Annotated in this window: 12 protein-coding genes; 2 read left to right on the top strand and 10 right to left on the bottom strand. The window is 63.1% G+C overall.

Going from position 1 to position 14,729, the window contains the following annotated elements:
- Positions 1–146: 146 nt before the first annotated feature.
- The 6 genes from NLM27_RS21045 to NLM27_RS21070 form a co-directional block, all read right to left on the bottom strand.
- Positions 147–2,849: a nitrate reductase gene (locus NLM27_RS21045; protein WP_254145129.1), complete on the bottom strand. Its 2,703-nt coding sequence runs from the start codon at positions 2,847–2,849 to the stop codon at positions 147–149.
- Positions 2,850–2,877: 28 nt separating this feature from the next.
- Positions 2,878–4,095, bottom strand: coding sequence for an NAD(P)/FAD-dependent oxidoreductase (locus NLM27_RS21050; protein WP_254145130.1), 1,218 nt, complete (start codon positions 4,093–4,095; stop codon positions 2,878–2,880).
- Positions 4,096–4,169: 74 nt separating this feature from the next.
- The gene (locus NLM27_RS21055) at positions 4,170–5,549 is read right to left on the bottom strand and encodes an MFS transporter (protein WP_254145131.1); all 1,380 of its coding nucleotides are present in this window, start codon (positions 5,547–5,549) and stop codon (positions 4,170–4,172) included.
- A gap of 339 nt (positions 5,550–5,888) precedes the next feature.
- Positions 5,889–6,683: an ABC transporter ATP-binding protein gene (locus NLM27_RS21060; protein WP_254145132.1), complete on the bottom strand. Its 795-nt coding sequence runs from the start codon at positions 6,681–6,683 to the stop codon at positions 5,889–5,891.
- Between the two features lie 13 nt (positions 6,684–6,696).
- Entirely contained in the window at positions 6,697–7,593 is an 897-nt protein-coding gene (gene ntrB, locus NLM27_RS21065; protein WP_254145133.1) for a nitrate ABC transporter permease, read from the bottom strand.
- A 59-nt stretch (positions 7,594–7,652) separates the two neighbouring features.
- Positions 7,653–8,972, bottom strand: coding sequence for a CmpA/NrtA family ABC transporter substrate-binding protein (locus tag NLM27_RS21070; protein WP_254145134.1), 1,320 nt, complete (start codon positions 8,970–8,972; stop codon positions 7,653–7,655).
- Between the two features lie 670 nt (positions 8,973–9,642).
- On the opposite strand from NLM27_RS21070, the gene NLM27_RS21075 reads away from it, so the two are divergent.
- Positions 9,643–10,482, top strand: coding sequence for a formate/nitrite transporter family protein (locus tag NLM27_RS21075; protein WP_254145135.1), 840 nt, complete (start codon positions 9,643–9,645; stop codon positions 10,480–10,482).
- A 60-nt stretch (positions 10,483–10,542) separates the two neighbouring features.
- Complete coding sequence (locus NLM27_RS21080) at positions 10,543–12,279, top strand: bifunctional protein-serine/threonine kinase/phosphatase (RefSeq protein ID WP_254148888.1); 1,737 nt, start codon at positions 10,543–10,545, stop codon at positions 12,277–12,279.
- Positions 12,280–13,228: 949 nt separating this feature from the next.
- Here NLM27_RS21080 and NLM27_RS21085 read toward each other — a convergent pair.
- From NLM27_RS21085 to NLM27_RS21100, 4 genes are all read right to left on the bottom strand, one after another.
- Positions 13,229–13,555, bottom strand: coding sequence for a GcrA family cell cycle regulator (locus tag NLM27_RS21085; RefSeq protein WP_254145136.1), 327 nt, complete (start codon positions 13,553–13,555; stop codon positions 13,229–13,231).
- A gap of 37 nt (positions 13,556–13,592) precedes the next feature.
- Positions 13,593–13,769, bottom strand: coding sequence for a hypothetical protein (locus NLM27_RS21090; protein ID WP_254145137.1), 177 nt, complete (start codon positions 13,767–13,769; stop codon positions 13,593–13,595).
- A 141-nt stretch (positions 13,770–13,910) separates the two neighbouring features.
- Positions 13,911–14,222 (bottom strand): hypothetical protein, encoded by a 312-nt coding sequence (locus tag NLM27_RS21095; protein WP_254145138.1) that lies wholly within the window; start codon positions 14,220–14,222, stop codon positions 13,911–13,913.
- A 162-nt stretch (positions 14,223–14,384) separates the two neighbouring features.
- Positions 14,385–14,600 carry a dodecin family protein gene (locus tag NLM27_RS21100; RefSeq protein WP_254145139.1) on the bottom strand — a complete coding sequence of 72 codons (216 nt, stop codon included), beginning with the start codon at positions 14,598–14,600 and terminating at the stop codon, positions 14,385–14,387.
- Between the last annotated feature and the right edge of the window lie 129 nt (positions 14,601–14,729).

Below are 14,729 nucleotides of genomic sequence, written 5' to 3' on the forward strand. Positions count from 1 at the left end.
CGGTCGTCGTCCCGGCGGACGCCGGGACCCATACCGCGGAATCTATCGGTTGTGGGTGGTAGGAGTACCGAGCGACAAATCTTCGCCAAACCACTCCCTGTGGTTATGGGTCCCGGCGTTCGCCGGGACGACGGCGGAGAGAGTTTTTACCCCACCACGCTTGCGACCTTCGCCTGCTTCACCGGCACTTCCGTCGTCGCGATCAGGCGCTTCAGCTCGGGGATGCAGGAGCCGCAATTGGTGCCGGCCTTGAGCTTGGCGCCGATCTCGCCGGCCGTGCGCGCGCCGCTTGCGATGGTGTCGCAGATGGTGCCGCGGCCGACGCCGAAGCAGGCGCAGACGATCGGCCCGGTCGAGGCCGCCCCTTCCGTCGACTTGCCCGATAGCAGCATGCGGCGCTGCTCGTCGGTGACGTGATCGGCCGCAAAGGCACTTCGGACCACCTCCCAATCGCCGGCGTCATGCCCCGGGCCGACGAACAGGCAGGCCTCGATGCGATCGCCCGCGAACGAGGCCGCGCGATAGATGCCGCCGCCAAAATCACGGTATTCGGCGACATCCTCGCCGGCAACGCGGTCGAGCCAGGCGGGCCAGCGCGACAGATCGGCATTGTCGGCGAACAGGTAGCCGAAGCCGCCGTCGACCGTGACGCGGGTCCACAACAGGTTCGGCGGCAGATCGAGCTGCCGTCTCGACAGCGCAAAGCCGCGGAAAACGTACTCGTAGGGCGCGATCGCGGCCGGCGTCGCCTTGGACTCGGGCTGCCCCGAGAAAGGATCGGTGAACGACTGCACCAGCGCCCCGACGCGGCCATGCGAAGCGTTCATCGCGCTCCAGTGGATCGGAACGAACAGCGTGCCGCGCTGCTGCCGCTCGCTGACCACGACCTTCAGAATGCACTGGCCGTAATCGGTGGTGATGCGGGCATAGCCGTCGTGAACGATGCCATATTTGCTGGCATCGTCCGGGTGGATCTCGACAAAGGGTTCGGGCAGATGCGCGCCCAGCCGCTGGCTGAGGCCGGTGCGCGTCATGGTGTGCCACTGGTCGCGGATGCGCCCAGTGTTGAGCCGCAGGGGACGCGAGGCGCCGGTCTCGCTGCGCAATGCCGGCACCTCGGGCGCGACGAAGCGGCCCTTGCCGTCACTGGTGAAGAAGCCGCCATCCGCAAAGAAGCGCGCGCCCGGCGCCCCGCCCTCCCGCACCGGCCACTGCACAGGCTTCAAGGCGTCGAACGCGTCGTCGGACAACGAGGTCAGCGCACCGATGTCGAAGTCGCGGCTGCCGTCATTCTCGAAGGCCGAGAGCGATGCATGCTCGCGGAAAATGTCCACCGCGGATTTGTAATTGAAGCTGTCGCCGAAGCCGAGGCGCTTTGCGGTCTCGCTCAGGATCCACCAATCGGGGCGCGCCTCGCCTGGCGCCGGCAGGAACGAACGCTGACGCGAGATGCGGCGCTCGGAATTGGTCACCGTGCCCGACTTCTCGCCCCAGGCCAGAGCCGGCAACAGCACATGCGGACCGGCCTCGACCGTGTCGTTGGAGAGCACGTTCTCGGAGACCACGAACAGCTCGAGCTTCTTCAGCGCCTCGCGCACGAAGTCGGCATCGGGCAGCGACACCGCCGGATTGGTGCCCATTACCCAGAGCGCCTTGACCTCGCCGCGGTTGATGGCCTCGAACAGTTGCACCGCCTTCAACCCCTCATGGGTGGCGATGCGCGGCGCATTCCAGAATCGCCTGACACGATCGATGTCGGGCGGCGTGAAGCCCATATGGGCGGCGAGCATATTGGCGAGGCCGCCGACCTCGCGGCCGCCCATCGCATTGGGCTGGCCGGTCAGCGAGAATGGCGAGGCGCCCGGCTTGCCGATGCGCCCCGTCGCGAGATGGCAATTCAGGATCGCGTTGACCTTGTCGGTGCCCTGCGCCGACTGGTTGACGCCTTGAGAATAGAGCGTGACGACCCGCGGCGTGTCGCGGAACATCTTGAAGAAGGTGGCAACGTCCTGCTCGGACAGACCGGTGGCAAGCGCCGTCGCAGCGACGCTGCCGGCGATCTTGCGCGCGCGCGCCAGCACATCGTCGAAACCTGACGTGTTCTGCGCGATATAATCCTGGTCGAGCGCGCCATTGTCGGCGAGATGGACGAACAGGCCGGAGAACAACGCGGTGTCGGTCCCGGGCTTGAGCCCAAGGAAAAGATCGACGTCATCAGCGGTGTCGGTGCGGCGCGGATCGATCACGATCATGCGTGCGCCGCGTTCCCCACGGTTCTTCAGCATACGCTGGAACAGAATGGGGTGGCACCAGGCCGCATTCGAGCCGACGAAAACCAGCAGGTCGGCCTGGTCCAGATCCTCGTAGCAGCCGGGCACGGTGTCGGCGCCGAAGGCGCGGCGGTGGCCGGCGACCGAGGACGACATGCAGAGCCGCGAATTGGTGTCGACGTTGGCGGTGCCGACAAAGCCCTTCATCAGCTTGTTGGCGACGTAGTAATCCTCGGTCAGCAGCTGGCCGGAGAGATAGAACGCGACCGCGTCGGCGCCGTCGCGCGCCACGATGTGCTGCATGCGGTGCGCGACGTGGTCGAGCGCATCGCTCCAGGCGACCCGTTCGAGCACACCCTTGCAGCGGATCATCGGGTAAAGCAACCGGCCTTCCAGCCCGACGGTCTCGCCAAGCGCGGAGCCCTTGGAGCAGAGGCGGCCGAAATTGGCGGGGTGGTCAGGATCACCGGCGATCGCCGCCCCACCCTTGCCGTCCGGCGTCGCCAGCACGCCGCAGCCGACGCCGCAATAGGGACAGGTTGTCTTGGTGGCGCGGAGCGTTGGATCAATCGCCGTCATATCGAGCTGCCTTATCAAGCCGCCTCTATCAAGCCGCCTTGGAGGGACGCGCCAGCGCGCGGCCGAACATCATGTCGGTGCGGATCGCCGCCACCTTGTCGCGATTGCGGATCAGCTCGAGATACCAGAGCGCATCGAGGGTATCGCCGATCAGCACGGCACCGGTGAGCCGGCCGTCGGCGATCACGAGCTTCTTGTAGGTGCCGCGCCTGCGGTCGGTCAGCACGAGGCTTTCGCTGCCCTCCCCGCCCATGAAGTCGCCGGCCGAGAACACGCTGACGCCGGAGACCTTCAGGTTGGTCGAGACCACGCTGCCCTTATAGGCTGCGGGACGGCCGGCGAGATGCCGTGCCAGCACGCGCGCCTGCTCATAGGCCGGTTCGACCAGACCATAGCAGGTGCCGCGATGCTCGGCACATTCGCCGAGCGCGAAGATGTCGGACGAAGCCGTCCGCATCACGTCGTTGACGACGACGCCACGGTTCACCGCAATCCCGGCCTCTTTCGCCAGCGTCACGTTGGGCTTGATGCCGGCAGCGAAAATCACGGCGTCGGCCTCGATGCGGCTGCCGTCGGCGAGCTCGACGGCCTCGACGTGACCATCGCCATGGATGCGGGCGGTGGCGGCGTTGAGCAGGATGCGGATGCCCTTGCGCTCGACCAGCGTCTTGAGCAGATCGGCGGCCGGCGCATCGAGCTGACGCTCCATCAACCGGTCCATCAGGTGCAGCAGTGTCACCGGCGCGCCGGCCTTGGCGAGGCCATAAGCTGCTTCAAGTCCGAGCAGGCCACCGCCGACCACGACGACGCGCTTCTTCGCCGCGGCCAGGGTCAGCAGCAGATCGACGTCGCGGCTGTCGCGAAACGTGTGCACGCCGGCGAGATCGGCGCCTGATACGTTGAGCCGCAGCGGCGTCGAGCCGGTGGCGAGCACGAGCTTCGAATACTCCATGCTTTCTTCGCCGTCGATCTTCAGCTCGCGGCGACCGACGTCGATCTCGGTGACGCGATAGCCGTAGCGTACCGTGACGCCGCGATGGCGCCACCAGTCGGCCGGCCTGAGCTCGATCTCATGCGAACCGGTCTCGCCGGCCAGCACGGAGGAGAGCAGAACGCGGTTGTAGGCGAGCCGCGGCTCTTCGCCGATCACGGCGACCGCGTAGCGGCCGAGCGCAGTCTTGGCGAGCTCGTCGACCAGACGCGCGGCCGCCATACCGTTACCGACGATGACGAGCGGTTCACTCATGGAAATTCCCTGTTCCAAAGCCTGCGGTGGGGCCTCTCCCCGCGTACGGGGAGAAGCGAGATTCGTACCAAGTATTAGACCCGCGCTCCGGCGAGGCTTGACGTGCCTTCGCCCTGCGGACTGCGACGCAGGTAGAACCACCAGGTCAAAGCCAGGCAGGAGGCGTAGAAGCCGAGATAGATCGCGAGCGCGAGCTGCGGCCCGCCAGTCATGGCGATCGACTTGCCGAACCCGGTCGGGATCAGATAGCCGCCGATCGCGCCGATCGCGCCGATGAAGCCGACCGCTGCTCCGCTCTCGATGCTCGCCGTCTTGAGCGCCAGTACACGCGTCGCATCGCCCTTGCCGCGCACCTTGAACAGGTTCTCCTCGCGGAAGATCGAGGGGATCATGCGATAGGTCGAGCCGTTACCGATGCCGGTCGTCACGAACAGGATCAGGAACATCGACAGGAAGCCGATGAAATCCTTCTGCCCGACGAAGTAGAGCACGCCGACCGTGGCGCCCGCCATCACGATGAAGTTCCAGAAGGTGATGATCGAGCCGCCGATCTTGTCGGCAAGCCAGCCGCCGAGCGGACGCGACAGCGAGCCGACCAGGGGCCCCAGGAAGGCGATGGAGATCGTCACGGTGGGGAATTGCGTCTTGATCAGCAGCGGGAAGGCGGCGGAGTAGCCGATGAAGGATCCGAACGTGCCGATATAGAGGTACGCCATGATCCAGGTGTGCTTGCGCTTGACGATCGCGAGCTGGTTCTTCACCGACGACTTCGCCGTGGTGAGGTTGTTCATGAAGAACACCGCGCCGAACACCGCGATCGCGATCGGCAATACCCACATCAGACCGGCATTCTGGAGGAAGATGCCGTCGATCGGGCTCGCCTGGAACAAGTTGATGACGGCGAGCGTCATCAGGATCGGGGTCAGCAGCTGCACGCTGGAGACACCGATATTGCCGCCGGCAGCGTTGAGGCCGAGTGCCCATCCCTTCATCCGGTCGGGGAAGAAGAAGGAGATGTTGGTCATGCTGGAGGCGAAATTGCCGCCGCCGAGACCCGCGGTCGAGGCGACCAGCAGCATCAGCCAGAACGGCGTGTCGGGATGACTGACGAAGTAGGCAAGCGACAACGTCGGGATGAACAGGATCGCCGCACTGAAGATGGTCCAGTTGCGGCCGCCGAACGTCGTCACTGCGAAGGTGTAGGGAAAGCGTATCAAGGCGCCGATCAGGCCCGGCACGGCGATGAGCTGGAACAGCTGGTCGGTGGTGTAGTGGAAGCCCGCCTGCGGCAGCTTGGTGGTGACGATGCTCCAGATCAGCCAGACCGAGAAGCCGATATGCTCGGCTACGATTGACCAAATCAGGTTACGTCGCGCGATAGTCTTGCCGGTCGCATTCCAGAACGCCTCATCTTCGGGGCGCCAGTCTGAAATCCAAGTAGGATTCTTCGTCATTGATAATCCCTTCTAGGCTCACCGCTGCTTCGTTGCAGGCCCCACCTCCGGCCACGGAGGCGCGCTCCGAGGCTTCACCCCGGTGGCGAGTTCACGATGCTGATTGATGATGTTGAGGGACGTCGTCGTTGGCGTCGCGCAAAGACATTTCAATTTCCGTGCCAGTTGCGCGCACGCTGGAAATACAGGGATTTCAGGATGTTATTCGTATCGCCCGAATTTCTTGCAGGGCTTTTCCGCACGCTAAATTTGCGATTCGCTCAATCCTTGTGCGCCGCACAAGGATTGAGCGAGATGTCGATTATTTAGGCGTGGACCTTTCGTGCATTAACCTTTGGTTTACGCAGCCTCTACGAAGCGATGACGTTCATAGAGGAATTCGAGCACGCGCTGGCGGCACTTCAGATAGGTGCCACTGGTCGCAAGCTCGAGCCGCTTGCGCGGACGCGCCAACGGCACCTCCAGCACCTCGCCGATGCGCGCGCTCGGTCCGTTCGTCATCATCACGATGCGATCGGAGAGCAGCACGGCCTCGTCGACATCGTGTGTGATCATCAGGATGGTGTTGCCGAGCTTCTGATGCAGCGCCATCACGGAGTCTTGCAAGTGGGCGCGGGTCAGCGCATCGAGCGCGCCGAAGGGCTCATCCAACAGCAGCACCTTCGGCTCCATGGCCAGCGCCCGCGCGATGCCGACGCGCTGCTTCATGCCGCCGGAGATCTCCGAGGGGCGCTTGTCCCTGGCATGGGCCATCTGCACGAGGTTGAGATTGTGCATCACCCAGGCGTCGCGTTCGGCACGGGACTTGGACCTGGCAAAGACCTTGTCGACGCCGAGCCTGACGTTCTCGTAGACGGTCAGCCACGGCAGCAGGCTGTGGTTCTGGAACACCACGGCGCGATCCGGCCCCGGCGAATTCACCTCGCGGTTTTCCAGGAGCACACCGCCGGTGGTGGCGTTGGTCAGGCCTGCGATGATGTTGAGCAGGGTCGACTTGCCGCAACCGGAATGGCCGATGATCGAGACGTATTCGCCCTTCTCGATCGTCAGGTTGATCTCCTTGAGCACCTCGGTGGTGGCGGCGCCGCGGGTAAAGATCTTGTCGATGTGGTCGAGCTTCAGATAGGCGGTCATGTGCTCCCCTCCTTTAGTTCAGCGCGGTGCCGCGGGTGACGAACTTGCCGAGACCCGCGATCAGGCGGTCCAGCACGAAGCCGACGATGCCGACATAGAACAGCGCCAGGATGATCTCGCTGATATGCGAGGAGTTCCAGGCGTCCCAGATGAAGAAGCCGATGCCGACGCCGCCGATCAGCATTTCCGCGGCGATGATGGCGAGCCAAGACAAGCCGATGCCGATGCGAAGGCCCGTGAAGATGTAGGGCGCCGCCGCCGGAATCATGATCTTGCCGAAGAACTCGAGCGGATTGAGCCGCACCACCGCGGCGACGTTGCGATAGTCCTGCGGGATGTTGCGGATGCCGACCGCGGTGTTGATGATGATCGGCCAGATCGAGGTGATGAAGATGACGAAGATCGCCGAGGGCTGGCCGTCGCGGAACGCCGCGAGCGACAGCGGCAGCCAGGCCAGCGGCGGAATGGTGCGCAGCACCTGGAACAGCGGATCAAGCCCGCGCATGGCCCAGACCGACTGTCCGACCAGCACACCGAGCGCAATGCCGGCGACCGCCGAGAGCGAATAGCCGAGCGCGACGCGCTGGAGACTGGCAGAGAGATGCCAGAACAGCCCCTTGTCGATGCCGCCATGGTCGAAGAACGGATCGAGGATGAGCTCCTTGGTGTCCTTGAACACTTTTGACGGCGGCGGCAGTGCAGAACCGCTGCGGCGACAGACCAGCTCCCATACAAGCGTCAATAGTGCGATCACGACCAGTGGCGGAATCACGCGTACGGCCGTCTCCCGCGCCATGCGTGCATAGGTCTCCGCGCGCGGCGGACGCTTTGGTGTCATCGCGACAACCGGCGCGGCGATGGAAGCGGGCACCGCGGTCTCAACCTCAAGCTTCGTGGCAGGCATGTTCATTGAAAATCCCTCTCCGGCTCAAAGACGATGCGGCCGCCTGACGGCGGCCGCTGGCTCCATCAGACTTCGACACGCTTGATCGCGAGCGACTTCAGATAGGCTGCCGGATTTTCGGGATCGAACACCTTGCCGTCGAAGAAAGTCTCCTTGCCGCGCGAGGTCGAGGTCGGGATCTCGGCGGCCGCAACGCCGAGCGTCTTGGCCGCATCCTTCCAGAGGTCCTCGCGATTGACCTTGGCGATCAGCGCCTTGGTGTCGAAGCCAGGCTCGTACTTGCCCCAGCGGATGTCCTCGGTGAGGAACCAGAGGTCGTGGCTCTGGTAGGGATAGGAGGCGCTGTCCTTCCAGAAGCGCATCTGCTGCGGCGAGTTGTCGACGACGCGACCAGTGCCGTAATCGAACTTGCCCTTCATGCGGTCGGTGATGTCCTCGACCGGGCAGTTGATCCACTGGCGCTTGGCGCAGATCACCGCGGCTTCCTCGCGGTTCTCCGCCTTCTCCGCCCACTGCTGGGCTTCCATGACCGCCATCAGCAACGCCTTCGCCGCCTTCGGGTATTTGTCGACCCAGGCCGCGCGCATGCCGAACGACTTTTCGGGATGCTTATCCCAAAGCTCGCCGGTGGTAATCGCGGTGTAGCCGATGTCTTGATGGATTAGCTGGAGATTCCAGGGCTCGCAGACGCAGAAGCAATCCATGGTGCCAACCTTCATGTTGGCGACCATCTGCGGCGGCGGCACCACGATTGTCTCGATGTCCTTGTCCGGATCGATGCCGCCAGCGGCAAGCCAGTAGCGGATCCAGAGATCATGCGTGCCGCCGGGGAAGGTCATCGCAGCCTTCACGGCCTTGCCGCCGGCCTTCTTCTTCTCCAGCGCGACCTTGAAGGGCGCGGTGTCGATTCCGACCTTGAGGTCGGCATATTCCTTGGCAACCGAGATGCACTGACCGTTCAGGTTCAACCGCGCCAGAATGTACATCGGCGTCGGCTGGTTGTTCTGCGTCACCTTGCCGGCGGAGATCAGGTACGGCATCGGGGTGAGGATGTGCGCGCCGTCAATGCCGTTGCCTTCGGATCCGAGCACGAGATTGTCGCGCGTCGTGCCCCAGGAGGCCTGCTTCTGCACCTCGACATCGGGCATGCCGTATTTGGCGAAGATGCCCTTCTCCTTCGCAACGAACAGCGGGGTCGCATCGGTCAGCGCGATGAAGCCGAGCTTGGCGCCCTTGACCTCGGGGCCTGCGTCCTGCGCGAAGGCGCCGGCCGGGAAATTCAGTTTTGCTGCGGCGAGAAGTGCGGCGGTCGAGCCGGTGGCTTTCAACAATTGACGGCGGCTCAGGCCAGTCGATTCCGAGGGCCGGCGGGTGCGCTTGGTCATAGGCAGTGTCGTCCTTTTGCATCGTTGCAGAATTTGGCGTCAGTGCGCGCGAGCTGCCCGTCCGTCCGGCGGCGCCGTCTTTGGCGCATGCGAACGCACGACGGGGATCCCCGCCTGTGGCGTCGGCAAGTCGGATGAGAAGTCTCGCGGGACGGCTTCAATGGCGTCGGAATGGAACTATTCAAGCTTCATGCCAAGCCCGGCACCGCGAAAAATTACGTATAATCAGTATGTTAAATGGACTGCGCCAAGCTGCCGCAGGGCCTGTTCCGCATGCGAAATTTGCGATTTGCTCAATCCTTGTGCGACGCACAAATCTTGTGCAACAGCACATGCAAGAAGTCCGGGGTCGCGTCAGGATCAGTTCAGATGAAGACGCATCATATTGATATCACTACGTCTTTCTGACGCCCACAGACGGCACGCAACTTGCATTTCCGTTGGCGTCAACGAAGACGGCGGCTTGCCGCATCGCTGCAGCCTCTGGCGGCTGCATTCCGGAAGCTCGACTGCTTCGCGGCTCTCTCGGTCGTCGTGACGCAATTCCCCGGGGCTTCCAGACTTTCAATAGCTCTCGTGCGCGGCAGGCCGGCCCGCACGGCCCAAGCCGTTCAGCCGCACTCTCCAAGTGGGTGCGTCGATCCCACTTACGAAGCAAAAGGAACCATTGATGTCGTATCTCGCGCCTTCGGAATTCGTCACCAAGATGGTGGATGCAGGCGAGTCCAAGATCTTCATGTCCACCCGGGATACCATCATCCGCGCCTACATGGCCGGCGCAATCCTCACGCTCGCGGCATGGTTCGCCGTTACGATCAACGTCAACACCGGCCAGCCGCTGATCGGCGCACTCTTGTTTCCGGTCGGCTTCGTTATGCTGTACCTCCTGGGTTTCGATCTCCTGACCGGCGTGTTCGTGCTCTCGCCACTCGCCCTGATCGACAAGCGCCCCGGCGTCACGCTCGGTGGCGTGCTGCGCAATTGGGGCCTGGTGTTTGTCGGTAATTTTGCCGGCGCCTTCACCGTCGCCTTCATGATGGCCTTCGTCACCACCTTCGGCTTCTCGCAGCCCCCGGACAAGGTCGGCACCGCGATCGGAATCATCGGCGAAAGCCGGACGCTCGGCTACGCCGCGCATGGTGCTGCGGGCATGGCGACGCTGTTCATGCGCGGCATGCTCTGCAACTGGATGGTCTCGACCGGCGTCGTCGGCGCCATGATCTCGACCTCGGTCCCCGGCAAAGTCATCGCGATGTGGATGCCGATCCTGGTGTTCTTCTACATGGTGTTCGAGCATTCCGTGGTGAACATGTTCCTGTTCCCGTCGGGGCTGCTGCTCGGCGCAAAGTTCTCGATCCTGGACTATCTGATCTGGAACGAGATCCCGACCGTGCTCGGCAACCTCGTCGGCGGCCTCGCCTTCACCGGCATGACTCTCTACACCACGCACGTCATGACCCAGCCGAAGCGTCAGGCCGGCAAGGCGACGCCGCCTCGCGTTGCGGCCTGATCGAATACGTCTCGACAGGGGAGCCTTGCCCAAGCAGGGTGAGGCTCCCCTCTCCTGGTGATGACGATGTCCCGCGGACTCCTGATCTCGGTCGGCCAGCACTCGGACAAGGGTCGCAAGCCCGTCAACCAGGATTTTCATGGCGTCCTCATTCCGGAAGAACCGCTGCTCAGCCTGAAGGGGATCTCGGCCGTCCTCGCCGACGGCATCTCCAGCAGCACCGTGAGCCAGATCGCCAGCGAGTCGGCGGTCAAGAGCTTCCTGATGGACTATTACTGCACGTCGGAATCCTGGACGGTGAAGACGTCCGCCCGCCGCGTGCTCGACGCCACCAATTCCTGGCTGCACGCGCAGACGCGCAAGAGCCAATATGCCTATGACCGGGACAAGGGCTATGTCTGCACCCTCAGCGCCATGGTCATCAAGGCGACCACCGCGCACATCTTCCACGTCGGTGATTGCCGCGTCTATCGCGTCGCCGGCAAGGCGCTCGAGCAGCTGACCGACGATCACCGGATCATCGTGTCCTCCGAGCAGACCTATCTCGGCCGGGCGCTCGGCATCAATCCGCAGCTCGAGATTGACTATCAGGCATTCGAGGTCGAGGCCGGCGACACCTTCCTGCTGGCGACCGACGGCGCCTACGAATTCGTCGACGCGCGCTTCGTCACGAGTGCCCTGAACGAGCATGCGGGCGAGCTCGACGGGGCGGCCAAGGCCATCGTCGAGGAAGCCTACCGGCGCGGCAGCGACGACAACATCACGGTTCAGATCATCCGGATCGACGCGGTGCCGCAGCGCGAGCCGGCCGGCATCTTCAATCAGACGTCACAATTGCCGCTGCCTCCGCTGCCGGAGCCGCGCGCGAGCTTCGACGGCTACCGGATCGTCCGGGAGATCCACGGCAGCAGTCGCAGCCATATCTACCTTGCCGTCGATGCAGAGACCGAGGAGCCTGTTGCGCTCAAGCTGCCGTCGATCGACCTGCGCGACAATGCCGCCTATCTCAAGCGCTTCCTGATGGAGGAGTGGATCGCGCGCCGGATCGACAGCCCGCATGTGCTGAAGCCGCTGTCGCAGTCGAAGCGGCGCAGCTACCTCTACGTTGCGACCGAATTCGTCGAGGGGCAGACCTTGAAGCAGTGGATGACCGACAATCCGCGCCCCGATCTCGAAACCGTCCGCGGGCTGGTGGAGCAGATCGCGGCGGGCCTGCGCGCCTTCCACCGCATGGAGATGCTGCATCAGGACCTCAGGCCCGACAACATCCTGATCGACAAGACCGGCACCGCCAAGATCATCGACTTCGGATCGGTCAGGGTCGCCGGCGTCGCGGAGGCTGCGCCGCGGGAGGACGCCGACGAAATCCTGGGAACGGTCCAGTACACGGCGCCGGAGTATTTTCTTGGGCAAGGCGGCACGCCGCGCTCGGACATGTTTTCGCTGGCCGTGATCTGCTATCAGATGCTGACGGGAAAGCTGCCCTATGGCACCCAGGTTGCCAGGATCCGCCGCAAGGCGGACGTGCGACGACTTCAATATCGCCCGGCCGACGACGACCGCAACGTGCCGGCCTGGGTCGACGGCGCGCTCAGGCGCGCGCTCCATCCTGATCCCTACAAGCGGCACGAGGATCTGTCGGAATTCGTCTTCGAGCTTCGCACGCCCAATCCGGCCTATCTCGACACGCGGATCACGCCGCTTTTGGAGCGCAGCCCGCTGATGTTCTGGAAGCTGACCTCGGCGGCGCTCGCCTGCGCGGTCGTCGTGCTGCTGGCGCTGCTGCACGCGCGCTAGGGTGTAAGGGCGGAAGCGGCAGCTCCCCGGCTATGTCGAAGATGATGACCGCCTGTGAAGTAGTTTACATCCCAGCGTTCTTAGCCCGGGCTAATGTGGCGAAGGCTTCTTACTTTGAAGGAGGCATCCAATGCTCGCGGCAATCAAATGGAACTCCCGATATAGTGCTCGCGAATGGGTGATGATGGCTGGGGCGCTTGTCGTCCAACTTCGCGCACATGCAAACCGACAGAACGTCGAAAGCAAGCAGAGGCAGCCACTCTGGAAACATTTCGACGACACCCATCATTGGGACTCAACCGCGGAGGAATGGGTCCCCAACCATGATCGGTGATCGTGCAACGCAATGTGCGTCGCACAGGCCGTGAAATGCCGTCGCGATCGACGCGAATGACCCTGAACGGACGTGGTCGATGTAAAACCTGGACGCGGTCGGTCTCAGGCCTTGGCTTTGGTTTGCTCGGAAGTTCGTATCACGGACTGGCGCCAGCGCCCCTGACGTCTGCCCTACTGGGCTTGATCGTAAGCCTGCAGGATCCGAACAAAGTCAGCCATGCTGGATCGATCTCGGTTTTCGGCCATAGCCGCAATCTGGGTATCGGACGCGGGTTGGCTTCCCTGCCAGAACCGCATCAGGAGATGGGCGATGTTTCTCATGGCGTAATCTCTGCACCAACCATAGCGGTAAGCATCAGTAGAGCGACCAATTGCCGCTAGATCGGGAAAAGAGCCGCCGGGCACTACGCCGCCGGCCTTGTCCCGCAACTGCCGGCTCGCAGGGCCGGTTCCGTTGCTTTCACTCTGGATGTATCGGTAACACCAAGCACTCGGCCAGTGCCATCGCGCGCAGGTATGAAGTGGCCATACTTAGGTTCAGCACAGCCGAACCCGTTCGAGTTGGACTGGGGCACGGACGCAGAGCGTAACGACCTTCGTGTGAGCTCCTAGACTAGCCGGTGTTCCGAACCGCCTCAGCTAGAATGGCGTAAAGCTGCTGCTTGCTGAGTTCTTTGTGCTGCTGCCTCTTTGCTGAGATCCGCGATACCTTCTTTGCCGCTGGATGGGCGGCGGCAGCCGATGCCGGCCTCAGCTTCGGAGGCGGCCTTATCTTGGGTCTTGCTGTCGGCGGCTTGTGGCCGCGCTTCAGACCCAAACGGGTTAGCATGCCGCAGACCGCGTCACGGCTACACCCGAGACGGCCCGCAATCTGCCCCGCGCTCTGTCCTGCGGCCCAGAGCCTTTTGAGCAGCGCTACGTCTTTCGTATCCCAGCCCATGGGAGATATTATAACGTCGACCCAGACAACGGCTAGTCTAGTCTTCGTCCGGCTCGCGCACTACGGCCGGCTCGTCAGCGTCGTCCTCATCTTCTTCGTCGTCGTCCTCCTCGTCTTCATCAGGGTCTCGGGGCGGCATCACGGCGCCCATACGCACGAGCGGCGTCCAGCCGATCGCCGCGGTGAAAAATGTTTCGAAGGCGCGTTGCTTCATGTTGTCACTCCCTAAAAAGCATGCGCGGTTCAATATTCCTGACGGACGACATCCGGATGTCCAGGGCGCGATCGCTCCAACGCAACGGCGATCAGGTCGACTGCAGCGGCAAGGGGCGGCACCCCACGCAACTGGCGGCGTTTACTTTCTGTCCGAGGGCGCCTCAGGTTCTATATTCAGCAAGACTTCACCGCTTGTGATTTCGGGATTTCCAAGGTCGAGGTCATGCAGACTTGCCTGAACAAACTCCAATATCTTGGCGCTCGCTGCATTCGCGCTTTCGCGGTCCTCGAATATCATCACGGCGACACCAACGCCGTCGCCCCCATCCAGCACATAGTAGGATCTGAATCCGTGCGATTGCCTTAAGATCTGACCGATGCCGCTCTTGGCGCGGCGCGCAGCGTCGGCAACCGAACGAACCTTGGTGTACTTGCGAATGACAATGTACATGAGGCCACCACGCGTTACAGTTACGGCCCCCGGTCATCAAAGCATATCAGGGCCCAATCGGACCAGGCACTACTTCCGAGATGGATCACAAGCGCCGGTCGGCGGGCCGCGCCTTTCTTCAGTGAGCCACCTCGCTCCGAAAGCGGAGCGAGGCTTTCAGGCTCAGGAACCCTCGAATTTGAACGATACGCTGAGCTTGGCGCGATAGGCCTCTACTTTTCCCTTGGCATCGAGTTGCATATCAAGTTTGACGACCTCTGCAACGCGAAGATCTCGGACAGATTTTGCAGCTTGCTCGACCGCATTGGCCGCCGCCCTCTCCCATGAGTCGCTGCTGGTACCGACCAGTTCAATGACCTTGTAGACGCTATCAGGCATGTCGTCCTCCCGTTCGGTCTAGAGCAGGAAGCAGGTGCTCCCTGCCATCGTGAAATCTAGCATCAGGAAGTCGGCGCCGATACGACGCGATACGGTTCGGAGGTCGCCCGGGGCAGGGATGGCAGCTTT

Source organism: Bradyrhizobium sp. CCGB12, assembly GCF_024199845.1.
In the GTDB taxonomy this organism is placed as follows: domain Bacteria; phylum Pseudomonadota; class Alphaproteobacteria; order Rhizobiales; family Xanthobacteraceae; genus Bradyrhizobium.